Here is a 21,962-nt window from a genome sequence, read left to right as displayed (position 1 = left end):
CGCTCGGCCGAGGACGTCAGCTCGAGGCGGCGACCTGCGGTGCTGGGCACGTCGAGCGGGTCGCCCCGGCCCGCGGCCGGGCGGCTCGCTGCATCGCGCCGTAGCCGATCGCGGCGGCGGCGACGCAGGCCGCGGCGCCGACGCCGAGTCCTGCCCTCGCCCCTGCAGCGCCGCTGATCCAGCCGACGAGCGGGCCGCCGATCGGCGTCGAGCCGACCATGGCCATGGACCACAGCGCCATGATCCGGCCGCGCTTGGTCGGCTCGGCGGCGAGCTGGACCGTCGAGTTCCCGGTCGCGCTGAAGGCGACGCTCATGAAGCCGGCGCACGCGAGCGCGGCGAGCTCGGCGGGCAGCGACGGCGCGAGCGCGGCGAACGCCATCGCGGCACCGAACCCGGCCGCCCCGAGGACGATGGGGCGCAGGCCGGTGCGCCCGCGAGTCGCGACGGCGAGGCCGCCGATCGCCGCGCCGAGGCCGAGGAGGGACGTCATGAGGCCGTAGGTCTCGGCGCCCCCGTGGAAGACCCGCTGCGCGGCGACGGGCAGGGTGACCTGGAACTCGAAGGTGAGCGTGCCGATGAGGGCCATCATGAGGAGCGGGACGGCGAGGAGCGGGCTGTGGCGCGCGTAGCGCAGGCCCTCCCGGAGCTGCCCCCGCTCGCGTAGCGTCGGCGGGCTCGGCGAGAGGGCGTGCTGGTCCATCGAGGCGAGCGAGGCGACGACGGCGACGAAGCTCACCGCGTTGAGGACGAAGCACCAGCCGACCCCGACCGTCGCGATGAGGATGCCGGCGAGGGCCGGACCGACCGTGCGCGTCGCGTTCATGAGCGTCGAGTTCAGGCTGACCGCGTTGCGCAGGTCGTCGCGCCCGACCATCTCGAGGACGAACGCCTGGCGCGACGGGTTCTCGAAGGCGTTGTTGAGCCCGAGGACGACGGCGAGGAGGCAGATCTCGGGGAAGCGGACCGCCCGGGTCAAGGTGAGCGCGCCGAGCGCGAGCGCCTGGAGGCCCATGAGGCTCTGCAGCGCGATCATGAGGCGGCGCTTGTCCAGGCGATCCGCGACGACGCCGCCGTAGGCGCCGAGGAGGAGGACCGGGAGGCTCTGCAGCGCGACGACGAGGCCGAGGTCGCTCGCCGAGTGCGTGAGGCCGAGCACGAGCCATGCCTGGGCGGTCGTCTGCATCCAGGTGCCGACGAGGGAGATGGCCTGGCCGGCGAAGAAGCGGCGGTAGTTCGCGACGGCGAGGGAGGAGAAGGTGCGGCGCGCCGCTGCGGCGACGCTCACGGGCGCCGGTCCTTCAGCGCTTCGGCGAGGGTCTCGAGCACCGGGAGGGCGTCGAGGAGGCGGGCGCGCTGGCGCGGTCCGAGCTGTGCCAGCCTGGCCGCGAGAGCGTCGTTGCGCTCGGAGCGCATCTTGTCGAGCAGGCGGCGGCCGGAGGGCGTGGCGTCGAGGAGGTAGGAGCGCTTGTCCTCGGGGTCCTGGGTGCGCGAGACGAGCCCCTGGCGCTCGAGCGCCGCGGCGACGCGCGAGAGCATCGTCGGGTTGAGGTCCTCGGCGGCGGCGAGCTCGGACAGGCACACGGGGCCGGACTTGCTCACCGAGCCGAGCACGGTGCGCTCGGTCGGCGACAGCCCGGCGCCCGCGCGCGTCGGCCGGAGGCGCCGGTTCAGGCGCGCCACGACCTCCCGCACGCGCGATGCGAGGTCCCGCACCTCGACGTCGAGCACCTCCACGGGATCAGTGTAGCACTACTTGCCTGCTGGCAAGCATGTACGTGGCGGGTCAGGTGTCGCGCCGTTCGAACTTCTCCCGCAGCGCGGCGCGCCGGCGCTGCAGCTCGCGGTAGCTCAGGTGTTCGGTGCCGGCACCGACGCCGAGCGAGGCGCGCACCCGGTCGAGGTCGAGGGGGGTGCGGCGCGGGTCGATGCCGATCTCGTCGGCGATGCGCCCCCCGTGGCGGGCCGCGAAGTACGAGGCGATGCCCGCGATCTCGCCGAGCAGGTCGACGTCGGGTGCGAAGGCGGCGACCGCGCCGTCGAGGAAGAGGATGTTCTTCACGAAGAGCATGAGCTCCTTCGGCATGCGCGCGCCGTAGGCGAGGAGCTTGCGCGTCAGCTCGCGGAGCTGTGCGGTGAGCTCCTCGGCGGTCATCTCGACGACGTCCTCGGGTGGCGCGGCGAGGTCGAGGTCCTCGATGACCTGGTCGATGTCGGCGTCCGCGCGCAGCGCGCCGAGCTCGATGAGCGCCTCGACCTGGCTGCGCACGTCGTTCAGCGTGCCGGCCATGACGAGGCGGAGGAACGCGAGCCGCCGTGGCTCGTCGAGGCGGCCGGTGATGCCGAAGTCGAGGAGCGCGACGCGCCCGTCGGGCAGGACGAAGAGGTTCCCGCCGTGCAGGTCGCCGTGGAAGACGCCGTAGAGCATGGCGCCCTCGAGGAAGGAGACGACGCCGGCGCGCAGGACCTCCTCCGTCTTGATGCCCGCCGCTCGCATCCCCTCGACGTCGTCCCAGGCGAAGCCGTCGAGGCGCTCCATGACGAGCACGCGAGGGGTGACGAGGCGCGGGTGGGGGCGGGGGACGACGATCGCCCGCTGGCCCGTCGCAGCGAGGATGCGCGCGATGTCGAGCATGCTCTCGGCCTCGAGTCGGAAGTCGAGCTCCTCGACGATCGTCTCGGCGAACAGCTCGATGAGCGCGGGGGGGTTGGCGAGCACGGCGACGGGTATGCGCCCGACGAGGTGCGGGGCGAGGTAGCTCATGACGGCGAGGTCGTGACGGACGAGCTCGGCGACTCTCGGCCGCTGCACCTTCACGACGACCGGCTCGCCCGTGACGAGGCGGGCGCGGTGGACCTGGGCGATGGAGGCGGCGGCCACCGGCCGCTCCTCGATCTCGGCGAAGACCTCGTGGATCGGGCGGCCGAGCTCGGATTCGATGATCCGCTCGACGTCCTCGAAGCGCTCGGCGGGGACCCGGTCGCGCAGGAGCTTGAACTCGCCGACGAGCTCGGGCGGGAAGATCCCCTCGCCGGAGGAGAGGATCTGGCCGAGCTTGATGTACGTCGGGCCGAGCGCCTGGAAGGCGATGCGCAGGCGGTGCGAGAGCCCGGCGCGCGACGCCCGCCGGCTGCGGCGGCGCTCGAGAGCCCACCACAGCGCGAGCGCCCGGCCGATCCTCCAGCTGACGACGAGGATCCGCCGCCACGGCGGCAGCCGCCGCCGCCGCGTGAGCGCGGGAACCTCCTCGCGGGTGCGCTGGCGCACGAGGGACAGGCCGGTGCGCCACGGCAGGTCGTCGAGGTCGACGCGCCACGGGGCAGCCTCGCTGAACGCCCCGAGGGAGAGGTCGGAGGGCGCCGCCGCCACCTCTAGGCGGGCGGCGGCGCGAGCACGAGACAGCCGTTGTGCCCGCCGAAGCCGAGGCTGTTGGAGAGCACGGGTCCCGGGGTGAAGGACCGGCCCTCGCCGGTGACGACGTCGAGGTGGATCGCCGGGTCGAGCTGCTCGAGTCCCACCGTCGGCGGGATGACGCCACGCTCGATCGTGAGGACCGCCGCGACCGCCTCGAGCGCGCCGGCGGCGCCGAGCGCGTGCCCGGTGACCCCCTTGATCGAGGTCACCGGTGGCGACGGGCGCCCGAACACCTTCTCGATCGCCTCGGCCTCGGCGAGGTCGTTGAGCGGCGTGGAGGTGCCGTGCGCGTTGATGTGGGCGATGTCCGAGGGTCGCAGGCCGGCGTCCTCGAGCGCGAGCTCCATGCACGCGACGGCACCGGCGCCGCCGGGGGCGGGGGCGGTGATGTGGTGGGCGTCCGCCGTCGAGGCGGCACCGAGGAGCTCGGCGTAGACGCGCGCCCCGCGGCGGCGCGCGTGCTCGAGCTCCTCGAGGACGACGGCCGCGCCACCCTCGGCGATGACGAAGCCGTCGCGCCGCACGTCGAAGGGGCGGGACTCACCGGTCGTCGACAGCGCCGTCATGTTGGCGAAGGCAGCGATGCCGATCGGCGGCAGGCCGCCGGCCTCGGAGATCGCCGCCTCGGCGCCGCCCGCGACGACGACGTCGCAGCGACCGTCGGTGACGAGCCGGAAGCCGTAGCCGATGGCGTGAGTGCCGGCGGCGCAGGCCGTGACGACGGTCTCGCACGGGCCCCGCAGCCCGAAGCGCATCGAGATGGCCGCCGCCCCGGCGTTGCCCATGATCATCGGGACGAGGCGCGGCGAGACCCGGCGGGGGCCCTTCTCGCCGAGCAGGAGGATCTGCTCCTGGAGCGTCTGGAGGCCGCCGACGCCGGTCCCGAAGATGACGCCGCAGCGCTGCGGGTCGCCGGCCAGACCCCCCGCGTCGTCGATGGCGATCGCGGCGGCGGCGAGGGAGAACTGGGCGAAGCGGTCCGTCTGGCGCAGCTCCTTCGGGTCGAAGTAGCGCGCCGGATCGAAGTCCTCCACCCGGCGCTCGCCGGGCCCGGGCGCGCCGAACAGCCCGGCGAAGAAGGCATCCTTGCCGATCCCGCAGCAGGCCACCGGCCCGAGCCCGGTGACGACGACCCGGCGCCTGGCCGGTGCGGGGCTCATCAGAGCTTGGCGGACACCAGCTCGAAGGCCTGGCCGACCGTCTCCACCCCGTCCAGCTCGGACTCGTCGACGGTGATGTCGAAGGCCTCCTCGAGCGCCATGACGAACTCGACGAGGTCGAGGCTGTCGGCGTCGAGGTCCTCGGCGAAGCGAGCCTCCGGGACGACCTTGTCCGCGGGGACCTGTAGCACCTCGACGGCACAGGCCTTGAACTTCTCGAAGGTTGCGTCGTCTGCCACCTGTTCTCCCTTGTCGTGTGAAGAGGACCCGCCGCTCGAGCGTGCCGTCAGTTTCCCATCCCGAGGCCGCCGTCGACGGCGAGGATCGCGCCGGTGACGTAGGAGGCGCCGGCCGAGGCGAGGAACTCGACGCAGGCGGCGACCTCGTCTGGGGTGCCGATCCTACCGAGTGGCACGGCGCCGGCGAGCGCCTCGACGCGCTCGGGGCCGGCGGCGGCGAGCATGTCGGTGTCGATCAGGCCGGGGGCCACGAGGTTCACGGTCACGCCCCGGGCGGCGACCTCGCGCGCGAGGGAGCGTCCGAAGCCGATCAGGCCCGCCTTGGCTGCTGCGTAGTTCGTCTGACCCGCGTTGCCCGTCAGCGCGACGACGGACGAGACGAGGACGATGCGCCCGTGCCGGGCGCGCAGCATCCCGGGCAGGGCCCGCTTCACCGTCCGGTAGCAGGCGGTCAGGTTCGTCTCGAGCACCGCGGCCCAGCGCTCCTCGCTCATCTTGAGCAGCAGGCCGTCGTCGGTGATCCCGGCCGAGCACACGAGGACCTCGACGGGGCCGAGCGCCGCCTCGACCGCCGCGAAGGCCTGCTCGACGTCGGCGGGGGAGGTGACGTCGCAGGCGAGCGCCAGCAGCGGCGCGTGGTCGGCGTCGTCGAGGGGCTTGGGGGGCTCCGAGCGATAGGTGACGGCGACGCGCTCCCCGGCTCGCTGGAACCGGCGCGCGCAGGCCAGTCCGATGCCGCGCGACCCGCCGGTCACGAGCACCACCCGCCCGCTCAACGCGATCCCCTCCAGCGGATCAGCACCGAGGCCCAGGTCATCCCGGCGCCGAAGCCGGACAGCAGCACGAGGTCGCCCGGCTCGAGGCGCCCGGTCTCCGCTGCCTCGCACAGCGCGAGCGGGATGGACGCCGCCGACGTGTTCCCGGTCCGGTCCAGCACGACGGCGGTGCGCTCCATCGGGATGCCGAGGCGCTCGTTGACGGCCTCGATGATCCGCAGGTTCGCCTGGTGCGGGACGAAGAGGGCGACGTCCTCGGGGCGGGCGCCGGCCTCGGTGAGGACCTTCGTGATCGATCGCAGCTCGGTGCGCACGGCCCGCCGGAAGACCTCGCGTCCTTCCATGTGCCAGGTGCCGCCGTGCTCGCAGGACAGCAGGTGGGCCGCCGAGCCGTCGACCCCGAGGTCGTAGGCGACGAGCAGGTCGGGTGCCGGCCCGTCCTCGAGCACGACGGCGCCGGCCCCGTCCCCGAAGAGCACCGCCGTCGCGCGGTCCTCGAAGTCGGTGAGCCGCGAGAGCGTCTCGGCCCCGATGACGAGCACCTTGCGCTGGCCCAGCCGGATCATCGCGTCGGCGACGACGAGCGAGTAGGTGAAGCCGGCGCACGCCGCGTTGAGGTCGAGTGCGCCGCCGCGCAGCCCGAGCGCCTCGTGCACCGAGGAGGAGGTTGCCGGGACCGCCTGGTCGGGGGTGGTGGTGGCGAGGACGAGGAGGTCGATCTCCTCGGGCGCGACGCCGGCCCGCTCGAGGGCGCGTCGACCGGCCTCGACGGCGAGGCCGGCGGTCGTACCGCCGATCCGCCGCTCGAGGATCCCGGTGCGCTCGCGGATCCAGGCGTCCGAGGTGTCGAGGCGCGCCGCGAAGTCCTCGTTCGTCACGACCTTGTCGGGCAGGGCGCTGCCCCAGCCCGTGATGGCGGCGCCCATCAGGACGCGTCCTGGTCGTCGTCGACGCGCAGCCACGCAACCGGCTGACCGGTGACGACGCGCTCGCCGGCCAGCACGAGGACGCCCTCGAGGCTGCCGGCGAAGGGGGAGCGTATCTCCACGTCCCCGGCCCACCCCACGAGGTCGCCGACCGCGAGGCGGAGCGCCGGCCCGGCGTCGTCCGCCTCGCCGCCGTGCGCGCCGGCCCGGTGGCGGTGGCGACCCGAGCGGAGCTTCGGCGCGGCGGCGGCGAGCGCCTCGTGGAGGCGGAACGGTCCGGTCGCCGGCGCGACGACGAGGCGCTCGGTCATCACGTAGCGCTCGCCGACGGCGTGCGCGCGGCGCTCCCGCTCGGCGGCCGCGCCGAGCGCCTCGACGAGCGCCTCGAGGTCGTCGGGCGTGGCGACCGAGTGACCGGTGACGTCCTCGGCGGGCAGCGCCCGCCGGAGGAGGCCGGTGAGCACGCCGCCGGGTCCGAGCTCGACGAAGGTCCGGGCGCCGCTCGCGTGGAGGGCCTCGAGGGTCTGGCGCCAGCGCACCGGCGCGCACAGCTGCGCCGAGAGCAGGCCGGGCCACTCGAGCGGGTCGGGGTGCGGCCGCGCGTCGACGTTGGCGACGACGACCGGCTCCGCCTCGCGGAAGGCCACCGCCTGGAGTGCCTTGCGCAGCCGGTCGCGCGCGGGGGCCATGAGCGGCGTGTGGAAGGCGCCGCCGACGGCGAAGCGCAGCACCCGCTTCGCGCCGAGCGAGCGTGCGATCTGCGCGGCTCGGGCCAGGGACTCCTCGGTCCCCGCGATCACGACCTGGCCGGGCGCGTTGTAGTTCGCCACCCAGACCTCGCCCTCGGCCCGCACGCAGGCGGCTTCGACGGCGTCGTCGGGCAGGCCGAGCACGGCCATCATCGTCCCCGGCGCGTGGTCCGCCGCGTCCTGCATGGCCTCGCCGCGCTCGGCCACGAGGCGGAGGCCGTCCTCGTAGGAGAGCGCGCCGGTCGCGACGAGCGCGGTGTACTCGCCGAGCGAGTGCCCCGCCGCGGCCGCCGGCTGCAGGCCGAGGCGCTCGGTGGCGTCGAGCACCACGAGGCTCGCGACGAAGGTCGCGAGCTGGGCGTTGGTGGTGCGCGTCAGGCGCTCGGCGTCCGCCTCGAGCAAGAGCTCGGCGACGTCGCGGTCGAGGACCTCGCTGGCGTGCTCGACGAGCTCCCACGACGGGTGGTCGACCCAGGCCGCGCCCATGGCCGGGCGCTGCGAGCCCTGGCCGGGAAACGTGAACGCCAGCAACCAACCGCTCCCTTCGACGGCGAGGGCGCCGCGCCTCGATGCCCACCAGTTGGACCCTCGGGCGCGCCCCACGGTTACCTCGCGGACGGGCCTTCGGGGACCCACTGTAGAGAACGGGGCGAGCACCGGGGCAAGGACTGGGGGTCCGGCCGCCCTAGCCTGGAGGCGCCTCGGAGCCAGGTGGGAGGTGGGGCGTGGCGCAGGCCGACGCGGGCGCGCGCTGCCGAGCCCGCGCGGCCGGCTGGTCGGTCACCGTCGCCGGCTGCCTCGCCTACGGCTGGTGGGCGAGCGGCCTCGCGCACTTCTCCCCGGCAGCGAGCGCCGCCGTCCTCGCCCCGGTGGGCGCCGTCGCGGCCGCCCTCGCGCTGGGCGCCTCGCAGCGGAGGGCGCACCGGGGCACGCTGCGCCGGGTCGGCTGCTGGATGGTTCTCGCTGCCGCGGCGCTCGGCCTCGAGGCGGTCGCGCTCGCCCTCGGCGGTCGCTCCCGGCGCTGGCCGAGCCTCAGCCACCTCCTCGACGAGCTCACCGCCCCCCGACCCGCGCGCTCGGTGGCGTTCGCGACGTGGCTGGTGCTGGGGGCGCTGCTCGCGAGGCGCTCGCTCGGCCGGCCTGGCGCGGCCCGCTGGCTGCGGGGGAGAGCCGGTGCCCGGTGAGGCGGCGTGGATCGCCGTGGCGTGCGCCGCCCTGGCCTGGGAGGTGGCGGCGCGCCGTGGCCGGGGGCACGCCACCTTCGCCGAGGCCCTCTCGGCGGCAGAGCGTGCGCGGGCCGGCCGGGCGCTCCTCTTCCTCCTGTGGGCCTTCGCCGGCTACCACCTCTTCGTCCGCTACGGGGTGGCGCCTCGCTGAGCGCTGCCTCCTCGCGCGTGCCCGGGGCGGGACTCGAACCCGCACGCCCTCGCGGGCAGCGACTTTTGAGGCCGCCGCGTCTACCGTTCCGCCACCCGGGCCGGTGACGACAGGCTAACCGTGGCGGTCTCCCGGAGCCCGCCGTGGCAGCCTGGTGCCATGCACGCCCACGCTGCGGCGGGTCGCCGCTCGAGGCGCGACGAGGCCGCCTCGTGCGCCTGACCGGCGTCGAGGTCCGGCTCGTCGTGCTCGAGCTCGCCGAGCCGCTCGTCGCCGCCCACGCGACGGTGCGCGAGCGGCCGCTCGTGCTCGTGCGCGTGCTCACCGACGCCGCGGAGGGCTGGGGGGAGTGCGCGGCGCTCGCCGAGCCGACCTACACGGCGGAGTACGCGGCGGGCGCCTTCGCCGTGCTCGTCGACCACCTCGTCCCCCGCCTCCTCGCCCCGCGGCCCCCGGCATCCGTGCAGGAGGCGCTGGCGCGCCTCGAGCAAGTGGTCGGCCACCCGATGGCGAAGGCGGCGATCGAGATGGCGCTGCTCGACGCCGGCCTGCGCGCCGAGGGCCGGTCGCTCGCCGAGCACCTCGGGGCGGTCGAGCGGCGCGTCGTCGCGGGGGCGACGATCGGCCTCGGTGCCCCTGCGCAGGTCCTCGCCGCCGCGGACGCGGCCGTGGCCGCCGGTTACCGGCGGCTGAAGTGCAAGATCGCGCCGGGTCGGGAGTGGGCGCTGCTCGAGGGGGTGCGAGCGCGTCACCCCGAGGTCGCCCTCGTCGCGGACGCGAACGGCTCCTACCGCCTCGGCGACCCTCGCCAGCGCCGCGCGCTCGAGCGGCTCGACCGCCTCGGGCTCGCGGCCCTCGAGCAGCCGCTCGCGCCCGACGACCTGCTCGGCCACGCCGAGCTGACCGCGTCGCTCGAGACGCCCGTCGTCCTCGACGAGTCGGTCACCTCGCTCGGCGTGCTCGACAGCGCGATCGCGCTTCGCGCGTGCCGCGGGGTCGTCGTGAAGCCGGCACGGCTCGGGGGCCTCCTCGCCGCGCGGCGGGTGCACGCTCGCTGCGTCGAGGCCGGCCTGGCACTCGCCCTCGGCGGCATGCTCGAGAGCGGTCTCGGGCGCGCCGCCACGCTGGCGGTCGGCGGGCTCGGTGGCTTCAGCCTCGGGAGCGACCTCGGGGCGAGCGACCGGTACTTCGCGACGGACCTCACCGAGGCGCACCGTCTCGAGGGCGGGTGGCTGGAGGTGCCAGCCGGACCGGGCCTCGGCGTGGCCCCGGTCCCCGAACGCCTGCAGGCTGCGCAGCTGCGCTCCTGGAGCGCCCGGCCGGCGCCGTAGACTGCGCGTCGTGCGAACGGGCCGGAGCGTCCACCAGGCGCGCGTGGAACGCCGCCTGTTCGACGTCCACGCGAGGCTGGCGAGGGCCCGTGCCGAGCTCGAGGTGGCCGAGGAGCAGCTCGCGGCCCTCGACGAGCAGGCGGACGAGGCCCGGCTTCGAATGCTCGTCTCCGAGACGCCGCTCGCCGAGCGGGAGTGGCGCGAGGCCGAGCGCCACGCCGAGGCGATGCGGCGGAGCCGGGACGCGGCGCGCGCGCTCGTCGCCGAGCTCGAGGCGGCGCAGGACGAGCTGCTCGGCAAGCTCGTAGGCTGACCTCGGCGCGAGCTCGCCGAGCGCCGCGCTCGCACCTGGCGCACGCCGCCGGAGCAGGGTGAGAGGAGCGATCGGGTTGTCCAGGACCGTCGTCATCGCCGAGGACGAGGCCATCGTCCGCCTCGACCTGCGGGAGATCCTCCAGGAGGAGGGCTACCGCGTCGTCGGCGAGACGGGACGCGGCGACGAGGCGGTCGAGCTCGTCCGCCGTCTGGCACCTGACCTCGTCATCCTCGACATCAAGATGCCGGGGATGGACGGCCTCGCCGCGGCGAGGGAGATCGGCGAGCACTCGAGGACGGCGGTGCTCATCCTGACCGCGTTCTCCCAGCGCGACCTCATCGAGCAGGCCCGCGACGCCGGAGCCCTCGCCTACCTCGTGAAGCCCTTCCAGAAGGAGGAGCTCCTGCCGGCCATCGAGGTGGCGCTCGGGCGCTTCGCCGAGGTGCAGGCGCTCGAGGCGGAGGTGGCGTCGCTCACCGACGAGAAGCGGCGGCTCGAGGAGAAGCTCGAGACCCGTCGCTGGCTCGACCGCGCCAAGGGGCGCCTCATGGACGAGCACGGCCTGAAGGAGGCGGAGGCGTTCGCCTTCATCCAGCGGAGCGCGATGGACCGGCGGACGACGATGCGGCAGGTCGCGCAGGCGATCGTCGCGGGGGAGCTCGCCCCGAGCTGAGGAGGACCGTCAGCCGGCGGCCGGCGCGTCGGTGACGTACAGCTCGCGGCACATCGCCGCACCGACGGCGACGGTGGCGGGCCGCGAGCCGTCGACGCCGTCGAGCTCGAGGGTGACCGTCCCGTCGGGCGCCCGCGAGGCGACGCGCGCCCGTCGTCCGGGGACGAGCCCGTGCTCGCCGAGGTAGGCGAGCACGTCGCGATCGGTCTCGACCCGCTCGGTGATGCGCGCCAGGCGGATCTGCTGGCCTTCCACGACGTCGGCCATCGGCACCTGGGGCGCCTCGTCGCGGGGGGCGCCGGGGATCGGGTTGCCGTGCGGGCACGTCGTCGGGTGGCCGAGGAGCTCCACGAAGCGCGCCTCGACCTCGTCGGAGATGACGTGCTCCCACCGGCCGGCCTCGTCGTGCGCCCGGTCCCAGGCGAGCCCGAGGACGTCGACGAGGAAGCGCTCCGCGAGGCGGTGCTTGCGCACGACGCTCTCGGCGCGCGCCTGGCCGAGCGGGGTGAGCGCGACGCCGCGGCCGCGTCGCTCGAGGTAGCCCGCGCTGGCGAGGCGTCGGACCATCTCGGAGACCGCCTGCGGCGAGTGGCCCAGGCGCTCGACGAGGCGCGCCTGGATGATGGTCGTGCCCTCCTCGGCGAGGGCGTGGATTGCCTCGAGGTACTCCTCGAGCGGGGGGTGGAAGCCGCCAGCCATGCGCCGCCATGCTACCGCCGCAGGTCGGTCGAACCTCGGGAGCGCCGACGACGGGCGAGGTGCGGTCCCGGCGCGCCTAGCATCGCGCCGTGCCGCTGGCGCGACGTCCAGGCCGATCCCGTGCCTCGCGAGGCGCCCAGCCGAGAGCCGCAGCGACGCCGCGTGCCGGTGGGCGCGGCTGGAGGGAGCTCGTGGACGGGGAGCGGCGCGCGAGCAGCGCGCGCGTCGGGGCGCGCTCGGCGGGTGCCGCGCCGCCCGGGCCCGCCGCGCGCGAGGCGGGCAGGTGCGCCCCAGCCGGCGCCGTTCCTGCGGGGAACCGGCGACGTCCGTCGTGCGCGCCGGACCAGCGCGCCGGGCTGCCCGCCGGGCCCGCCGATCCGGCGGGCCCGTGACGAGCGTGGCGACCTACCTCCTCCTCGACGGGCACTCGCTCGCCTTCCGTGCCTGGTTCGCCCTGCAGGATGCGGGGATGCGCACCAGCTCGGGCCAGGAGACACAGGCCGTCTACGGCTTCGTCTCGATGGTGACGAAGCTGCTCGAGGACTTCCGCCCGGCGGGCATGGCGGTGGCCTTCGACCGGCCCGAGCCGACCTTTCGTGACGAGATCGCCGAGCACTACAAGGCGGGCCGCGTCGCCACGCCCGAGCCGCTCGCACAGCAGATCGAGATCATCCGCGGCTTCGTCGAGGCGCTCGGCGTGCCGGCGCTCGACGCCCCCGGCTACGAGGCCGACGACGTCATCGCCACGCTCGCCACGCGCCTCGCGGCAGACGGTCACGACGTCATCGTCGTGACGGGGGATCGGGACGCCTTCCAGCTCGTCGAGGACCCGCACGTGCGCGTCCTGTACAACCGTCGAGGCGTCACGGACTACGTCCTGTACGACGAGGCCGGGATCCGCGAGCGAACCGGCGTGCGGCCCGCCGACTACCCGCTGCTCGCCGCGCTGCGCGGCGACCCCTCGGACAACCTGGCCGGCGTGCCGGGCGTCGGCGAGAAGACCGCGGCGCGCCTCGTCGCCACCTACGGCGACGTCGACGCCATCTTCTCGCACCTCGACGCGTGCACCCCGAAGCTGCGCGAGGCCCTCGCCGCCTGCGAGGCGCAGGTGCGGACCAACCTCCGCCTCACTCGGGCCGTGCGCGACGTGCCGCTCGCGCTCTCGCCCGGGGCGCTCGACCTGCGTCCGCCCGACCGGGAGGCGCTGTCGCGCCTGTTCGCCTTCCTCGAGATGCGCACCCCGCGCGAGCGCCTCTTCGCCGTGCTCGACGCGCTCGCGCGCCCAGGCGACGAGCGGCCGCCCGCGCCCGCGGCGGCGCTGCCCGTCGCCGTCCTCGGGACCGACGCCGACGCGGCGGCCTTCCTCCGATCGCTCTCGGCCGGCGAGGGGCCGGTCGTCCTCGAGCCGGCCTGGGCGGGGCCGCCGGGGCGCTCGGCACTCGAGGCGCTCGCTGCCCTCGGCCCGGCCGGCGAGGAGGTGGGCGTCGTGGCGGGCGAGCTCCTCGGCGAGGCGGCCACGGCTGCCGCGCTCGGCGCGCTGTGCGCGCCGAGCGACGGCAGGCGCCGGGTTCGGGCGCACCGTGCGAAGGAGCTCATGCGCGCGCTGCTGGCCGAGGGCATCGACATCACCGGCCTGGAGCTCGATACCGCCGTCGCCGCCTACCTCGTCGATCCGTCGCTCGGCCAGGCCGGCCTCGAGGACGTGGCGTTCCACTTCGGCCTCTCGCTGCCGAGCGCCTCGGACGACGCCGGCGGACCGTCGGCGGGGCGGGAGGATGCCTCGGCACGCGCGGGGGCGCTCGCGGCCCGGGCCGAGCTCGTCGGGGCGCTCGGGGAGCGACTGCGCGACGAGCTCGCCTCGGTGGGGGGGGTGGCCCTCTACGAGGAGGTCGAACGGCCGCTCGTGCGGGTCCTCGCGAAGATGGAGCACGTCGGGATCGGCGTCGACGTCGAGGCCCTGCAGGCGATCAACGCCGAGCTCACCGCCGAGGCTCGAGCGCTCGAGGAGCGGATCCAGGCGCTCGCCGGCGAGCCGTTCAACGTCAACTCGACGGTCCAGCTGCGTGTCGTGCTCTACGAGAAGCTGGGGCTGACCCCGCTTCGGCGCACGAAGACGGGCTACTCGACGGACGCGGCGACGCTCGAGCGCCTGCGCGACCAGCACGAGATCGTCGACGCCCTCCTGCGCTACCGGGAGGTCGAGAAGCTGCGCTCTACCTACGGGGAGGGCCTCCTCGCCGAGGTGGCGCCCGACGGCCGGATCCACGCGTCGTTCAACCAGACCGTCGCGCGCACCGGTCGACTGTCGTCGGACCAGCCCAACCTCCACAACATCCCGGTTCGAACCGAGGAGGGCAGGCGCTTCCGGGCGGCCTTCGTCCCGGCCCCGGGCGCGGGCCTCCTCGTCGCCGACTACAGCCAGATCGAGCTGCGCGTCATCGCGCACCTCGCCGACGACCCCGGGCTCATCGAGGCCTTCGCGCAGGGACAGGACATCCACGCCGTCACCGCGGCGCGGCTCTTCAAGGTGGCGCCGAGCGAGGTGACGCCGGCTCAGCGGGCGAAGGCGAAGATGGTCTCCTACGGCCTCGCGTACGGCATGGAGGCGTACGGCCTCTCCCAGCGCCTCGCCATCCCCGTCGAGGAGGCGTCGGCCATCCTCGAGCAGTACTTCGCCGCCTTCCCGGCGGTGCGCGCCTACATGGAGCGCACGGTCGCCGAGGCGCGCCGGCGCGGCTACACCGAGACGGAGAAGGGCCGCCGGCGCTACCTGCCGGAGCTCGCGTCGACCAACGCGCGCATCCGCCAGGCAGCCGAGCGCCAGGCGATGAACGCCGGCATCCAGGGCCTCGCCGCCGACATCTTCAAGATCGCCCTCGTCGCGCTCGACGCCGCCTTCGAGGCACGCGGCCTCGCGGCGCGCATCGTCCTCCAGGTCCACGACGAGATCCTCGTCGAGGCGCCGCACGCCGAGCGGGAGGTGGCCGAGGCGCTCACGCTCGAGGCGATGCAGCGCGCCTACCCCCTCAAGGTGCCGCTGGAGGTCCACCTGGCGTGGGGCCCCACCTGGGCCGACGCCAAGGAGGTCGCGCCGCCCGCGGTGTAGCATGCCGGGCGGCTCCGGCCCCGGGTGGGTCCCGCCGGCCGGCCCTAGACTTGTGACATTGGAAGCCCTCCGGGCGCACCTGCCGGCGCTCGGGCCACGTCCCCCGAAAGCGACGTCCCAGCATGTCTGATACCTCCACAACGATCCCCGCCGCCGGTACCTCGCCCGCGCCGATGGGAACCTTCGACGCCGAGGGCGTGTACACGCCGCGCCAGGTCACCGAGGACGACCTCGCCGGGCTCACGCTCGACGAGGCCATCGCCCGGACGATCGTCGAGTTCGACGACGGCGACATCGTGACGGGGACGGTCGTGAAGGTGGACAAGGACGAGGTCCTCCTCGACATCGGCTACAAGTCCGAGGGCGTCATCCCGGCCCGGGAGCTCTCGATCCGCCACGACGTGGACCCCCACGAGGTCGTCTCGGTGGGCGACACGATCGAGGCGCTCGTGCTGCAGAAGGAGGACAAGGAAGGCCGGCTCATCCTGTCGAAGAAGCGCGCCCAGTACGAGCGGGCCTGGGGGGAGATCGAGCGCCTGAAGGAGACGAACGGCGTCGTGCGCGGCCCGGTCATCGAGGTGGTGAAAGGCGGCCTCATCCTCGACATCGGGCTGCGCGGGTTCCTGCCCGCCTCGCTCGTCGAGCTGCGCCGGGTGCGGGACCTGCAGCCGTACGTCGGCAAGGTGCTCGAGGCGAAGATCATCGAGCTCGACAAGAACCGGAACAACGTCGTCCTGTCGCGGCGCGCCTGGCTCGAGGAGACGCAGAAGGAGCAGCGCGGCGAGTTCCTCATCAACCTGAAGCCGGGCGAGATCCGCAAGGGCGTCGTCTCCTCGGTCGTGAACTTCGGCGCCTTCGTCGACCTCGGCGGGATGGACGGGCTCGTCCACGTGTCGGAGCTGTCGTGGAAGCACGTCGACCACCCGTCCTCGGTCGTCTCGGTCGGCGACGAGGTCACCGTCCAGGTGCTCGACGTCGACCTCGAGAAGGAGCGGATCAGCCTCTCCCTGAAGGCGACGCAGTCGGATCCCTGGCAGGAGTTCGCCGCCGCGCACCGGGTCGGCGAGCTCGTCTACGGGCGCATCACGAAGCTCGTGCCCTTCGGTGCCTTCGTGCAGGTGGGCGACGGCATCGAGGGCCTCGTCCACATCTCGGAGATGGCGAGCCACCACGTCGACCTCCCCGAGCAGGTCGTCACGCCGGGCGAGGAGCTGTGGGTGAAGATCATCGACATCGACCTGCAGCGGCGCCGGATCAGCCTGTCGATCAAGCAGGCCGCCGAGGGAGGCGAGGTGGCCGAGGAGTACCGGGAGGCGTTCGGCCAGCACGCCTACGACGCCGAGGGCAACTACATCGGCGGCTACGACTACTCCTCGACCGAGTTCACCCCCGAGACCGAGGCGCAGGCGGCGTGGGCCGACTTCGCCGCCAGCGACGAGCCCTCCGAGGGCGCCGACGGAGCGGCCGAGGCGCGCTGAGGCGCCGGGCCGAGGCAGCGGGCCCGGTGGTCGTCGTCGGGCTCACCGGTGGCATCGGATCGGGGAAGTCGACCGTGGCGAGCCTGCTCGCCCGCCGCGGCGCGCTCGTCGTCGATGCCGACGAGCTGGCGCGAGCGGCGCTCGCCCCGGGCTCGCCGGGCGCGCGCGCCGTCGCCGAGCGCTTCGGCGAGGAGGTGGTGCCCGGCGGGACGGTCGATCGGGCCGCCCTCGCCGAGATCGTCTTCGCCGACGACGCGGCGCGAGCGGACCTCGAGGCGATCGTGCACCCGCTCGTCGAGGCCGAGATCCGCCGTCGCCTCGACGAGCTCGCGCCGAGCGACGCCGTCGTCGTGCTCGTCGTCCCCCTCCTCGTCGAGACCGGGGTCGACCGCTACCCGATCGACGGGGTCCTCGTCGTCGACGTGCCGCCCGAGCTCGCGGTCGAGCGCCTCGTGGCGAGCCGGTCGATGACGCCGGAGGAGGCGTGGCGCCGCGTCCGCGCGCAGGCCCCGCGCGCGGCGCGCCTGCGGGCGGCGGACTTCGTCATCTTGAACGTCGGGACGCAGGCCGAGCTGGCCGAGATGGCGCAGAACGCCTGGCGCTGGATCGAAGGCCTGCGCGCCGGGTCCGCCGGGTAGCCTCGGCCCGCCCGGCTGGCGCCCGCCGCCCCGGTACGATGGCGGCGATGCCCCCCTTCCGCGTCGTCTCGGGGTTCGCTCCGGCCGGCGACCAGCCGAAGGCGATTGCGGCGCTCGCCGAGGGGCTGGCGCGGGGCGACCGCTACCAGACGCTGCTCGGCATCACCGGGAGCGGCAAGTCGGCGACGATCGCCTGGACGATCGAGCGCGCCCAGCGTCCGACGCTCGTGATCGCTCCGAACAAGTCCCTCGCCGCGCAGCTCGCCGGGGAGTTCCGCGAGCTGCTGCCGGACAACCGCGTCGAGTACTTCGTCTCCTACTACGACTACTACCAGCCCGAGGCCTACCTGCCGCAGACCGACACCTACATCGAGAAGGACTCCTCCATCAACGACGAGATCGACCGGCTCCGCCACTCGACGACCGCGAGCCTGCTCACCCGGCGCGACGTCGTCGTCGTCGCCTCGGTGTCGTGCATCTACGGCCTCGGCTCGCCCGAGGAGTACGAGGGGCGGATCCTCGTGCTGCGGCAGGGGGAGGAGCACCCCCAGCGCGAGATCCTCGCCCAGCTCGTCGAGATGCACTACGAGCGCAACGACACCAACCTCGTGCGCGGGCGCTTCCGCGTGCGCGGCGACACGATCGAGGTGCACCCTGCCTACGAGGAGACGTCGGTGCGCATCGAGCTGTTCGGCGACGAGGTCGAGCGCATCACCCGCTTCGACGCGCTGACCGGCGAGGTGCTCGGCGAGCTCGGGGAGCTCGTCGTCTTCCCGGCGAGCCACTACGTGGCGGGTGACGAGCGGCTGCGACGCGCGCTGGCGTCGATCGAGGCGGAGCTCGGCGAGCGCCTCGCCGAGCTCGAGGCGGCCGGCAAGCTGCTCGAGGCGCAGCGGCTCCGGATGCGCACCGAGCACGACCTCGAGATGCTCGCCGAGGTCGGCACCTGCAGCGGCGTCGAGAACTACAGCCGTCACCTCGACGGGCGCGCCCCTGGGCAGCCGCCGTACACCCTCCTCGACTACTTCCCCGAGGACTGGCTCCTCGTCATCGACGAGAGCCACGTCACCGTTCCCCAGCTGCACGGCCAGTTCGCCGGCGACCGGTCGCGCAAGGAGGTGCTCGTCGAGCACGGCTTCCGCCTGCCCTCCGCGCTCGACAACCGCCCGCTGCGCTTCGAGGAGCTCGAGGCGCGCATCAACCAGTGCATCTTCATGTCGGCGACCCCCTCCGACTACGAGCTCTCGGTGTCGAGCCAGGTCGTCGAGCAGATCGTGCGCCCGACGGGTCTCGTCGACCCCGAGGTGGTCGTCAAGCCGACGAAGCGACAGATCGACGACCTCATCGCCGAGATCGAGGCGGTGACCGCGCGCGGCGAGCGGACGCTCGTCACGACGCTCACGAAGAAGATGGCCGAGGACCTCACCGACTACCTGCTCGGCATGGGGCTGCGCGTGCGGTACCTGCACTCGAACATCGACACCATCGAGCGCATCGAGATCGTGCGAGACCTGCGCCTCGGGGAGTTCGACGTGCTCGTCGGCATCAACCTGCTGCGCGAAGGCCTCGACCTGCCCGAGGTCTCGCTCGTCGCCATCCTCGACGCCGACAAGGAGGGCTTCCTCCGCTCCTCGACCTCGCTCATCCAGACGATGGGGCGCGCCGCGCGCAACGTGTCGGGACGAGTCGTGCTCTACGCCGACGTCATCACGGACTCGATGCGGCAGGCCATCGCCGAGACCGAGCGCCGCCGTGCCCGCCAGCAGGCGTACAACGCCGAGCACGGCATCGACCCGCAGACGATCCGCAAGGCGGTGACCGACCTCGTCGCCCAGTTCCGCGCGGCTGCAGGCGGGGGCGACCCCGAGGGCGTGTCGGGCGGCAGGCGCAGCGAGCGCCAGCGGCGAGCGGGGCGGCGCGCCGCCGAGCGGGTCGGGGCCGGCCTCGGGCAGCGACCCGGCGAGCTCGCCGGCGACGAGCTCGAGCGGCTCATCGCCGCGCTCGAGGCGGAGATGGCCGACGCGGCGAGGCAGCTGCGCTTCGAGTACGCGGCCCGCCTCCGGGACGAGATCCGCTCGCTGCGGCGCGAGCTGCGAGAAGTGGGCTGAGCGACCGGTATCCTCGGGCGATGTCCGGCACCCTCGTCGTGCGCGGGGCGCGCGAGCACAACCTGAAGGACGTCTCGCTCGAGCTGCCGCGCGACAAGCTCATCGTCTTCACCGGGCTCTCGGGCTCCGGCAAGTCGTCGCTCGCCTTCGACACGATCTACGCCGAGGGCCAGCGGCGCTACGTCGAGTCGCTCTCGGCCTACGCGCGCCAGTTCCTCGGGCAGATGGACAAGCCCGACGTCGACTTCATCGAAGGCCTCTCGCCCGCGATCTCGATCGACCAGAAGTCCGCCTCGCGCAACCCGCGCTCGACCGTCGGCACCGTGACGGAGATCTACGACTACCTGCGCCTGCTGTACGCGCGCATCGGCCAGCTCCACTGCCCGAGCTGCGGCCGGCCGGTGACGCGCCAGAGCCCGCAGCAGATCGTCGACCGCGTGCTCGACCTGCCCGAGGGGACCCGCTTCCTCGTCCTCGCCCCGGTCGTGCGAGGCCGCAAGGGCGAGTACGACGCGCTCCTCGAGGACCTGGCGCGACAGGGGTTCGCGCGAGTGCGCATCGACGGGGAGGTCGTGGAGCTGGCCGAGCGGCGCGAGCGCTCGCTCGCCCGCTACGAGCAGCACACGATCGAGGTCGTCGTCGACCGGCTGGTGCGCCGCGGCTCGATCGCTCGGCGCCTGACGGACTCGATCGAGACGGCGTTGCGTCTGGCGGAGGGGACGGCGGCGATCCAGCTCGTCGACACCGACGAGCTGCTCACCTTCTCCCAGCACCTCGCCTGCGCCGAGTGCGGCCTGTCCTTCGAGGAGCTCGCGCCGCGCAGCTTCTCCTTCAACTCCCCCTACGGCGCGTGCCCCCAGTGCGCCGGCCTCGGGACCCGCTACGAGGTCGACCCCGAGCTCGTCGTGCCGGACCCGGACCGCTCGATCGCGCAGGGCGCCATCGCCCCCTGGGCGGGCGCGCGCACCGAGTACTTCGCGCGTGTGCTGCGAGCTGTCGCGGAGGCGTTCGGCTTCGACGTGCGGACGCCCTTCGCCAAGCTCACGAAGGCGCAGCGCAACGTGGTCCTCTACGGCTCGGGCAAGCGGCGCGTGCGCGTCTCGTACCGCAACCGCTTCGGGACCTTGCGCGAGTACGAGACGCCCTTCGAGGGCGTCGTGCCGTGGCTGCAGCGCCGCCACGCCGAGGCCGAGTCCGAGTTCCAGCGGGAGCAGATCGCCGCCTACATGCGCGAGGTGCCGTGCCCCGCCTGCGAGGGCACCCGGCTCAGCGCGACCGCCCGGGCGGTCACGGTCGGGGGGCTCGGCATCGCCGAGCTGACCGCGCTGCCGATCGGCCGGGCCCTCGGCGTGCTCGGGGAGCTCGAGCTCAGCCCGCGCGAGCAGCTCATCGCCGAGCGCGTGCTGAAGGAGATCCGGGCGCGGCTGCGCTTCCTCGTCGACGTCGGCCTCGACTACCTCACCCTCGACCGTTCCGCGGCGAGCCTGGCGGGCGGGGAGGCGCAGCGGATCCGCCTCGCGAGCCAGATCGGCAGCGGCCTCGTCGGCGTGCTGTACGTCCTCGACGAGCCCTCGATCGGTCTGCACCAGCGAGACAACCGGCGTCTGATCGAGACGCTCGAGCGACTGCGGGACCTCGGCAACACCGTCATCGTCGTCGAGCACGACGAGGAGACGATCCGCGTCGCCGACCACGTCGTCGACATCGGACCGGGCGCGGGCGAGCACGGCGGCGAGATCGTCTACTCCGGCCCCGTGAAGGGGCTGATCGGGTGCGAGGCGTCCATCACCGGGGCCTACCTCGCGGGGACGCGCGCGATCCCCGTCCCGCCGAGGCGTCGCCCGCCCGACAACGGGCACGTCGTCGTGCGCGGCGCTCGCGAGCACAACCTGCGGGACATCGACGTCGCCTTCCCGCTCGGGTGCTTCGTCGCCGTGACCGGGGTGTCCGGGTCCGGCAAGTCGACGCTCGTGAACGACATCTTGCACCGGGCGCTCGCCCAGGTGCTCAACCGCTCGCGCACGACGCCCGGCAGGCACCGTGCGCTCGAGGGCGCCGAGCTCCTCGACAAGGTGATCGACATCGACCAGTCGCCGATCGGCCGCACGCCTCGCTCGAACCCGGCGACCTACACGGGTGTCTTCGACCACATCCGTCGGCTCTTCGCGCAGACGCCCGAGGCCAAGGTGCGTGGCTACCTACCCGGTCGCTTCTCCTTCAACGTGGCGGGCGGTCGCTGCGAGGCCTGCGCGGGGGACGGGACGATCAAGATCGAGATGCACTTCCTCCCGGACGTCTACGTGCCGTGCGAGGTGTGCAAGGGCGCCCGCTACAACCGGGACACCCTCGAGGTCTTGTGGCGAGGCCGCTCCATCGCGGACGTCTTGGAGCTCTCGTGCGAGGAGGCGCTCGAGCTCTTCTCGGCCCAGCCCGTCATCGCCCGCCACCTGCGCACGCTCGTCGACGTCGGCCTCGGCTACGTCCGCCTCGGCCAGAGCGCCCCCACGCTCTCCGGCGGCGAGGCCCAGCGGGTGAAGCTCGCCGCCGAGCTCTCCAAGCGGGCGACGGGGCGGACCCTCTACATCCTCGACGAGCCGACGACGGGCCTGCACTTCGAGGACGTGCGCAAGCTCCTGCTCGTCGTGCAGCGCCTCGTCGACCAGGGCAACACCGTGATCGTGATCGAGCACAACCTGGACGTCATCAAGTCGGCCGACTGGATCATCGACCTCGGGCCGGAAGGCGGCGAGGGCGGCGGCAGGGTGGTCGCCGAGGGGCCGCCGGAGGTAGTGGCGAGGTCGGCGGCGAGCCACACGGGCCGGTTCCTCGGCCGCGTGCTTGCCTGAGGCCGTGGCCGGTCGTCGGCGCTGGCGTGCGGCGGCAGGCGCCGCAGCCGTGCTCGTGGCGGCGCCGAGCGTCGCCTCGCGCCCGTCCGATCTCGCTGGCCTGCCGCCGGCCGCCGTGGCACGGC

19 protein-coding genes and 1 tRNA gene are annotated in these 21,962 nt (G+C 74.0%); 10 read left to right on the top strand and 10 right to left on the bottom strand.

All coding sequences use genetic code 11. The features are described from left to right. Positions 1-16 precede the first annotated feature (16 nt). From VKV23_08535 to fabD, 8 genes are read right to left on the bottom strand one after another with little or no spacing between them, the layout of a single operon-like run. The gene (locus tag VKV23_08535) at positions 17-1,288 is read right to left on the bottom strand and encodes an MFS transporter (protein HLI16079.1); all 1,272 of its coding nucleotides are present in this window, start codon (positions 1,286-1,288) and stop codon (positions 17-19) included. Further along, the gene (locus tag VKV23_08530) at positions 1,285-1,737 is read right to left on the bottom strand and encodes a MarR family transcriptional regulator (protein ID HLI16078.1); all 453 of its coding nucleotides are present in this window, start codon (positions 1,735-1,737) and stop codon (positions 1,285-1,287) included. Before VKV23_08530 ends, VKV23_08535 begins: the two co-directional genes overlap by 4 nt. Positions 1,738-1,786: 49 nt before the next feature. Beyond that, on the bottom strand, positions 1,787-3,370 hold the full coding sequence (locus VKV23_08525) for an AarF/UbiB family protein (GenBank protein ID HLI16077.1): 1,584 nt from the start codon (positions 3,368-3,370) through the stop codon (positions 1,787-1,789). 2 nt (positions 3,371-3,372) lie between these two features. After that, positions 3,373-4,575, bottom strand: coding sequence for a beta-ketoacyl-ACP synthase II (locus VKV23_08520; protein ID HLI16076.1), 1,203 nt, complete (start codon positions 4,573-4,575; stop codon positions 3,373-3,375). Next, entirely contained in the window at positions 4,575-4,814 is a 240-nt protein-coding gene (acpP, locus tag VKV23_08515; protein ID HLI16075.1) for an acyl carrier protein, read from the bottom strand. The genes VKV23_08520 and acpP overlap by 1 nt, the downstream gene beginning before the upstream one ends. A gap of 47 nt (positions 4,815-4,861) precedes the next feature. After that, complete coding sequence (fabG, locus tag VKV23_08510) at positions 4,862-5,590, bottom strand: 3-oxoacyl-ACP reductase FabG (protein ID HLI16074.1); 729 nt, start codon at positions 5,588-5,590, stop codon at positions 4,862-4,864. Then, positions 5,587-6,516, bottom strand: coding sequence for a beta-ketoacyl-ACP synthase III (locus tag VKV23_08505; protein ID HLI16073.1), 930 nt, complete (start codon positions 6,514-6,516; stop codon positions 5,587-5,589). The genes fabG and VKV23_08505 overlap by 4 nt, the downstream gene beginning before the upstream one ends. Further along, positions 6,516-7,868, bottom strand: a complete 1,353-nt coding sequence (gene fabD, locus VKV23_08500) for an ACP S-malonyltransferase (GenBank protein ID HLI16072.1) — start codon at positions 7,866-7,868, stop codon at positions 6,516-6,518. The genes VKV23_08505 and fabD overlap by 1 nt, the downstream gene beginning before the upstream one ends. Positions 7,869-7,990: 122 nt before the next feature. Here fabD and VKV23_08495 point away from each other — a divergent pair, with 122 nt between their 5' ends. Together VKV23_08495 and VKV23_08490 are read left to right on the top strand one after the other, a co-directional pair. Continuing rightward, positions 7,991-8,449, top strand: a complete 459-nt coding sequence (locus VKV23_08495; GenBank protein ID HLI16071.1) for a hypothetical protein — start codon at positions 7,991-7,993, stop codon at positions 8,447-8,449. After that, on the top strand, positions 8,439-8,642 hold the full coding sequence (locus VKV23_08490) for a DUF6186 family protein (GenBank protein ID HLI16070.1): 204 nt from the start codon (positions 8,439-8,441) through the stop codon (positions 8,640-8,642). The genes VKV23_08495 and VKV23_08490 overlap by 11 nt, the downstream gene beginning before the upstream one ends. 18 nt (positions 8,643-8,660) lie before the next feature. Here the strand turns inward: VKV23_08490 and VKV23_08485 are convergent. Further along, positions 8,661-8,743, bottom strand: a tRNA-Leu gene (locus VKV23_08485). A gap of 111 nt (positions 8,744-8,854) precedes the next feature. On the opposite strand from VKV23_08485, the gene menC reads away from it, so the two are divergent. From menC to VKV23_08470, 3 genes are all read left to right on the top strand, one after another. After that, positions 8,855-9,973, top strand: a complete 1,119-nt coding sequence (gene menC, locus VKV23_08480; GenBank protein HLI16069.1) for an o-succinylbenzoate synthase — start codon at positions 8,855-8,857, stop codon at positions 9,971-9,973. A gap of 10 nt (positions 9,974-9,983) precedes the next feature. After that, positions 9,984-10,286 carry a hypothetical protein gene (locus tag VKV23_08475; protein ID HLI16068.1) on the top strand — a complete coding sequence of 101 codons (303 nt, stop codon included), beginning with the start codon at positions 9,984-9,986 and terminating at the stop codon, positions 10,284-10,286. Positions 10,287-10,362: 76 nt separating this feature from the next. Then, on the top strand, positions 10,363-10,962 hold the full coding sequence (locus tag VKV23_08470; GenBank protein ID HLI16067.1) for a response regulator: 600 nt from the start codon (positions 10,363-10,365) through the stop codon (positions 10,960-10,962). Between the two features lie 9 nt (positions 10,963-10,971). On the opposite strand, the gene VKV23_08465 is transcribed toward VKV23_08470, so the two are convergent. Beyond that, positions 10,972-11,661 (bottom strand): metal-dependent transcriptional regulator, encoded by a 690-nt coding sequence (locus VKV23_08465; GenBank protein ID HLI16066.1) that lies wholly within the window; start codon positions 11,659-11,661, stop codon positions 10,972-10,974. Between the two features lie 388 nt (positions 11,662-12,049). Between VKV23_08465 and polA the strand changes: the two genes are divergently transcribed. From polA to uvrA, 5 genes are all read left to right on the top strand, one after another. Further along, the gene (gene polA, locus VKV23_08460) at positions 12,050-14,767 is read left to right on the top strand and encodes a DNA polymerase I (protein HLI16065.1); all 2,718 of its coding nucleotides are present in this window, start codon (positions 12,050-12,052) and stop codon (positions 14,765-14,767) included. A gap of 173 nt (positions 14,768-14,940) precedes the next feature. Next, positions 14,941-16,245 carry a 30S ribosomal protein S1 gene (rpsA, locus tag VKV23_08455; GenBank protein ID HLI16064.1) on the top strand — a complete coding sequence of 435 codons (1,305 nt, stop codon included), beginning with the start codon at positions 14,941-14,943 and terminating at the stop codon, positions 16,243-16,245. Between the two features lie 26 nt (positions 16,246-16,271). Next, entirely contained in the window at positions 16,272-16,883 is a 612-nt protein-coding gene (gene coaE / locus VKV23_08450; GenBank protein HLI16063.1) for a dephospho-CoA kinase, read from the top strand. 47 nt (positions 16,884-16,930) lie between these two features. After that, complete coding sequence (gene uvrB, locus VKV23_08445; protein HLI16062.1) at positions 16,931-18,991, top strand: excinuclease ABC subunit UvrB; 2,061 nt, start codon at positions 16,931-16,933, stop codon at positions 18,989-18,991. Positions 18,992-19,011: 20 nt separating this feature from the next. Next, a complete protein-coding gene (gene uvrA, locus VKV23_08440) occupies positions 19,012-21,837 on the top strand; it encodes an excinuclease ABC subunit UvrA (GenBank protein ID HLI16061.1) in 2,826 nt (941 codons plus the stop codon). Positions 21,838-21,962: the final 125 nt, after the last annotated feature.

It is taken from the genome of Acidimicrobiales bacterium, assembly GCA_035294085.1.
Lineage (GTDB): Bacteria > Actinomycetota > Acidimicrobiia > Acidimicrobiales > Bog-793 > DATGLP01.
Note: the sequence above shows the minus strand (reverse complement) of the source record. Positions and strands in the feature narration are given on the sequence as shown.

Coding starts and splice junctions, on each gene's coding strand:
- rpsA (HLI16064.1), top strand. CDS start 14,941: ATGGGAACCTTCGACGCCGAGGGCGTGTACACGCCGCGCCAGGTCACC.
- VKV23_08505 (HLI16073.1), bottom strand. CDS start 6,516: ATGGGCGCCGCCATCACGGGCTGGGGCAGCGCCCTGCCCGACAAGGTC.
- uvrB (HLI16062.1), top strand. CDS start 16,931: ATGCCCCCCTTCCGCGTCGTCTCGGGGTTCGCTCCGGCCGGCGACCAG.
- uvrA (HLI16061.1), top strand. CDS start 19,012: ATGTCCGGCACCCTCGTCGTGCGCGGGGCGCGCGAGCACAACCTGAAG.
- VKV23_08520 (HLI16076.1), bottom strand. CDS start 4,575: ATGAGCCCCGCACCGGCCAGGCGCCGGGTCGTCGTCACCGGGCTCGGG.
- VKV23_08465 (HLI16066.1), bottom strand. CDS start 11,661: ATGGCTGGCGGCTTCCACCCCCCGCTCGAGGAGTACCTCGAGGCAATC.